Below are 3,833 nucleotides of genomic sequence, written 5' to 3' on the forward strand. Positions count from 1 at the left end.
CCCGCGCCTGATGTCAAGATCGATCCACTGCGACCCTGTGACGCTGCACGACGTCTGCGTGCGTCTGCTCCCCCGCCGATAGATGCTTCTGCATCAGGGAGTCGGGGAGCCTCGGGTGCTTTCGGTGGGGGTGTCGGTGGTGTTACTGAAGGGGTTGATCCGCCGCACATATGTGAGTCTCCACGCTGTAAATGCGGGTATGATATCTCAATACTGATCAGAATCCAAACTATCGAGCGGATTATAGTCACGCGGCTGCGCACCCCGCTGTGATATGTGCATATCGAGATGCCCTCTGGGCACTTGACGCGGCGGTACTGGCTCGGCAAAAGTTAGGTATAAAGCGTCCGCCCAGTCAGGTGATACCCCAATTCGTTTCTTCATGTCTTTCTTGCGTTCGAGTACCAGCTGACCTTTGTCATTGTGGCCGAAATCCCTCGATACTAACTCGATCTCAAGCTGGTCATCATCTGGGATCGACCCCCCATCGAGCAGCCATTGCCTGCAGCGCGACCCCATCTCCGCTGTCCGACTCTTGTATGAGACCACGTCAGCCGCGTTATCACCGAAACCGACATCAATGACGTGATAGCCCAGCTGCCGCATTCGATCGCCTATCGGACCCCCCATCGACCCGCTGTCGAGGAACGTCACGTCTGGCTTATGTCGATCTAGCACCAGGATGAGCAGGGATACTACCTTCATCGAGTCACGTGAGTTCTCGCCCGCGATGCGGTATGACTTCTCCGACTTCGCATCTCTGCCGCGTCTGAACTGAATACGGCAGTCGTCATCGCCGCCGCGTGCCATATCAATTCCGCAGATCAGCGGGTCTGTGCCTAGATACATACCACTGCCGCGCTTACGTGCTGCATGCACGACGTCATTCGGAATAAACTGCATATCCCCTGCGCGGGGATGCATGCCTCGCACACGTACGCGGAAGAAGTCGCTGTCTTCGCCGTGATCATCGAGCCACTCTTGTAGCAGGATCTTGTTAGTCATTTTTGCGGTACGACTGTCTACCCGCCGAGTGATCCACCGGTGAGATTGAGTGCCGAAGCAGTCATAGAACGAGCCGTTGTTACGAGTCGGATTGCCGAAAGCAAAGTGCATGGGCTCCCCATCCGTACCGCCGCCTTTCGCGACTTCCCAGATCTTTTCGGGAATAGCACTGGCTTCGTCAAACAGGTACCAGGGGGTAGAGTCTGCTGCGTGCAGTCCCGCGAAAGCCTCAGAGTTCTCCTCGCGACACGTCAGCGCGTCAACACGCCACTGCTCGGGATACGCACGGTGACACATCGACATCGCATGCATTTCAAACCAGTGCCCCGTGATGCAGCGTGAGCGCCATTTCGACAACTCCGACATGGTCTTTGTCTTGAGCTGGTCGCCTGTGTTCGCCGTGATAACGCCCTTGGAGTTAGGCCTCGTTGACTTAACCCAAAGTGTGATCCAAGCCGACAGTGCAGACTTGCCGATGCCGTGCCCCGATGCCACCGCGAGCTTGATCGGTGCTACTGGGTCCACCCCGTTGAAGTTGCGCTGCCTGGCTGCTGCGCCGATGTCGTTGAGCACATCGATCTGCCAGCCGTCAGGCCCGTCGAAGCCGTGCAGCGCAGTGCCGGGCTCGCCCCACTGGAACGCGAACATGACGAACCCCAGGGGGTCATACAGGTATTGGGATACCTCGTCTGCTAGCTTGAGATCTACGTCAGAAATGTGTCACTTTCCTGCGATGTAACGTCGCGGTTAAGACCAGTCGCCTGCATCTACACCATGCAGAGTCATTTCCTCAGCGCCGCCGCCGAAGATGGGGATCGAGGTAGTACTGCCATTGTTCAATATGAAGAGCTGTGTGACATCCTCGGCGCCCGATTTATCTATGAACCCTATTGATGGGATTTGGCCGTTAAACCATTGGCTGCTGTTGTGCTGCCCAACACGTTCTATAGACACATCACCGCTGCCGCTGCCAGTGTCTTGTGGTACCTCGTCCAGTGTTAGCGTCCACCCGGCGCCGGCCCTTTCAATCACTGCAACATGATCCAACCCGTCATTTACTGCGGCCAATGTCTCAGCAATTAATGTGGTGGCATGCCATATTCCCATAGTTCCGCCGCTGTCTATATACACCTGCAACCGAGTCGAGTATGTATTAATCGCGCTCGTCAAACTGCACACAGTGTCGGTGGTTTTAAAAGAAATAACTATGCCAAAATCACCAGTAAAGATATATGGATGTGTAAACTCTCCGTAGATATCACTACCGTTGAAGTTCAATGCTAATGGGGCAGCTGCCTGCCCGCCGAGCATCATACGTTGCATAAGTATTGCGAGGGTCATACCACCATGATTCCCACGGCAGTCGACGCTGTCTGAACGTTCGTGCCTCCGCTCATCGGTATCCACACACCCACTGGAACTGCCGCGAGAGTTGTCGTGTTGCCGCCTGTGTGATCCACGACCACACTGCCTGTCGTACCGACGACCATAATCCAGTCGAACTTCGCATTCGGGCTGTTGGACTGGGTAAGGTCCTGTGCTGTTCCCATTTTTATCAGTGCCATACTATTGCCTCGTTAATCAGTTAAATGTTAGTGAGCCCGGAGCCAGGCAGTGACGGACCTGTAACGCTCGAACGGGCTCACGTCGCGCATGATACCATCACAAGAACGACGGATCACTATTTTCGTCAGCTTGCTGCACGGCTGCATGCATCCGCCGCCGTGCCATCACCAAACGATCCACAACGTCCGCGTCGGTGCTCACGTTGACCTTATCAGCTGCGAAGGCGTCGACCCGTTTATGCTTCCCTACCATGCCCAGGGCGGTATTACTCGCGCTTATATTGCCTTGCTGTCGTGCTATGTAATGGTTATCAACCATCTCGCCCAGGAGCCAATCAGCGTCGTACTCGGCCTCCTCCATACGTCGTGCGAATATCATATCGATAGCGGCAGACACTTGAGGGTCTAGTATCAGCTTTGCGCCGTAGTCAGGGGAGTACCCGGACGCTTCAGCGGCTCGGCGGGTAGCGCCGTCTTTCACCCACTCCATAGCGAACAGCGCGTGTTTGGCTGGCAGGGCGATCAAGTCTGAGATCTGGATTAGCTTATTTTTCATAGCCAGTAATTCTACCAGATGTCAAGCTTTTGAGGCAATTAATAGCCCAAATTGCTGCACCGCATCAAAACTGTCATTCTGCGCGTCAATGACTCTCACCGCGTCAATGACTCTCAAAATGTTGACATTCTCAGCGTATATGACCAATGACCCATTTTTACGCCCCAAGTCCACTGGCTGAGTTTTGGCATATACCGAAATCATTTACTTGGACTATAGACCCAATTCGTCATAGAGGGGTATTTTGGGGGGTAAAACGGCTACGCAGTGCGGGCTAGAGGTAATGACGCATCCAAAAATGGATTCGTCATAAATCGGTGGATAACTCATTTTTCTTCAACAAAATCAATGGTTTAACTAATGACGCATTTTTTTTCGAATGGGTCATGGATTTTAAACATTATTACCGTTTTCTTCAATAGAATCAATGACTTAACTGATGACCCATTTTATTCCTTTTATAAATCAAGGACTTACGCACAACTGTCGCGCAGAATGACAGTCCAAACTGTCAAACTGCCAAACTGTCGCGCAGAACCGCCATTCTCCGCGTCAATTACCCAACTGTCGCGCACAGCGTCAGTTTTCACCGATAGTTTTTAACTATAACGCGATAGTTAAAGTTAATGACGCATTCCCGAAAAAATGGGTCATATAAATGGGTCATTGATTGCAGTATGAACCGCCATTCTCCGCGACAGTTTCAC

Annotated in this window: 3 protein-coding genes; all 3 read right to left on the reverse strand. The window is 52.9% G+C overall.

The window, feature by feature from the left end:
* Positions 1-207 precede the first annotated feature (207 nt).
* The 3 genes from GY937_17565 to GY937_17575 all read right to left on the reverse strand — a co-directional run bounded on the left by GY937_17565 (position 208) and on the right by GY937_17575 (position 3,126).
* On the reverse strand, positions 208-1,653 hold the full coding sequence (locus tag GY937_17565; protein MCP5058513.1) for a terminase: 1,446 nt from the start codon (positions 1,651-1,653) through the stop codon (positions 208-210).
* A gap of 99 nt (positions 1,654-1,752) precedes the next feature.
* Positions 1,753-2,346: a hypothetical protein gene (locus GY937_17570; protein MCP5058514.1), complete on the reverse strand. Its 594-nt coding sequence runs from the start codon at positions 2,344-2,346 to the stop codon at positions 1,753-1,755.
* Positions 2,347-2,667: 321 nt separating this feature from the next.
* Positions 2,668-3,126, reverse strand: coding sequence for a hypothetical protein (locus GY937_17575; protein MCP5058515.1), 459 nt, complete (start codon positions 3,124-3,126; stop codon positions 2,668-2,670).
* Between the last annotated feature and the right edge of the window lie 707 nt (positions 3,127-3,833).

The sequence above is a fragment of the bacterium genome, from assembly GCA_024228115.1.
Classification (GTDB): Bacteria; Myxococcota_A; UBA9160; order UBA9160; family UBA6930.

Coding starts and splice junctions, on each gene's coding strand:
- GY937_17570 (MCP5058514.1), bottom strand. CDS start 2,346: ATGACCCTCGCAATACTTATGCAACGTATGATGCTCGGCGGGCAGGCA.
- GY937_17565 (MCP5058513.1), bottom strand. CDS start 1,653: ATGTTCGCGTTCCAGTGGGGCGAGCCCGGCACTGCGCTGCACGGCTTC.
- GY937_17575 (MCP5058515.1), bottom strand. CDS start 3,126: ATGAAAAATAAGCTAATCCAGATCTCAGACTTGATCGCCCTGCCAGCC.